Annotated in this window: 1 protein-coding gene; it reads right to left on the bottom strand. The window is 46.5% G+C overall.

Annotated features, from left to right (window positions below):
- Window positions 1-15 precede the first annotated feature (15 nt).
- Window positions 16-1,166, bottom strand: a protein-coding gene (locus LRP50_RS25260) for an IS3 family transposase (RefSeq protein ID WP_274167153.1) whose coding sequence is annotated in 2 segments (ribosomal slippage) — window positions 16-920 and window positions 920-1,166 — 1,152 coding nt in all. Because the reading frame shifts where the segments join, the coding sequence is not laid out codon by codon here.
- Window positions 1,167-1,231: the final 65 nt, after the last annotated feature.

The following is a 1,231-nucleotide window of genomic DNA, read 5'->3' as shown; positions in this document are numbered from 1 at the left end:
TGAATAGCCACCGACTCAGTAGACACCTTTGAGCCTTTCTTCGTACTGCTTTTCATACTCTACAGGTGACATTTGGTCGTTGGAACCGTGCCGACGTTTTACGTTGTAGAACATCTCAATATATTCAAAGATATCCATACGTGCCTCTTCTCTCGTTGAGTAGATTTTTTGCTTGATACGTTCTCGTTTCAATAACTGGAAGAAGCTTTCTGCAACAGCATTGTCATGACAGTTGCCTCTGCGGCTCATACTTGACTCTAAGCCATGTTGAGTCAGGAATTTATCCCAATCATGACTGGTGTACTGACTGCCCTGATCAGAGTGTACAAGTACTTTCTCTTTCGGGGAACGACGCCAAATCGCCATCAGCAACGCATCTAACACCAACTCTTTGGTTATCCGACTCTTCATCGACCACCCAATCACGCGTCTTGAGAACAAATCGATGACCACAGCCAGATACAACCAGCCTTCATGTGTTTTGATGTAAGTAATGTCTGTTACCCACGATTGATTCGGTGCCGTAGGATTAAACTCCCGTGCCAACTTGTTGGCGGCGACAATATTTTCAGTACCTCCTCGAGGACGAGGCTTTCTATATCCTCGTTGAGATTGCAAACCCTCCCGTTTCATCAAACGATGAACGAGATTAATTCCGCAGGACTCTCCGTCATCTCGCAAGTCACTGTAAATTTTCCGGTAGCCATAGACACCACCAGACTCAAGCCAGAACTGTTTAATACGTCCGAGGAGATATTTCCGCCGCTGCTCCTGTTGGCAATCAGGGTTTTGAATCCAAGCATAATAACCACTGGGATGAATGCCGAGGACGTGGCACATCAATCTGATAGGCCAAATCGCTTGGTGAGCACGGATAAAGGCGTACCTCAGTCGGACTGGCTTGCGAAGTACACCGCGGCTTTTTTCAATATGTCGCGCTCTTCTGTAACGCGTTTCAGCTCCTTTTTGAGGCGACGAATTTCTTCGCTTTCATGGGACTTGGCTTGATGATGAGAAGCACCAGGGCCATAGCGTTTTATCCACGCATAAAGGCTATGCGTTGTTGTCCCTAAACGATGGGCAACATCCGCGACAGGGTGACCTTTTTCGGTGACCTGCTTTACTGCTTCGATTTTGAATTCTTCTGGAAATCTCTTACCGCTCATAAACACATCTCTGTTAGTCATCATGTCTAACTCAAGAGCGTCTATCAAGTCGGTGGCTATTCATA

Origin of the sequence: Enterovibrio gelatinilyticus (genome assembly GCF_028683095.1) — a bacterium.
GTDB lineage: Bacteria > Pseudomonadota > Gammaproteobacteria > Enterobacterales > Vibrionaceae > Enterovibrio > Enterovibrio gelatinilyticus.
The sequence above is the reverse complement of the archived record's forward strand: the minus strand, read 5'-3'. Positions and strand labels throughout refer to the sequence as shown.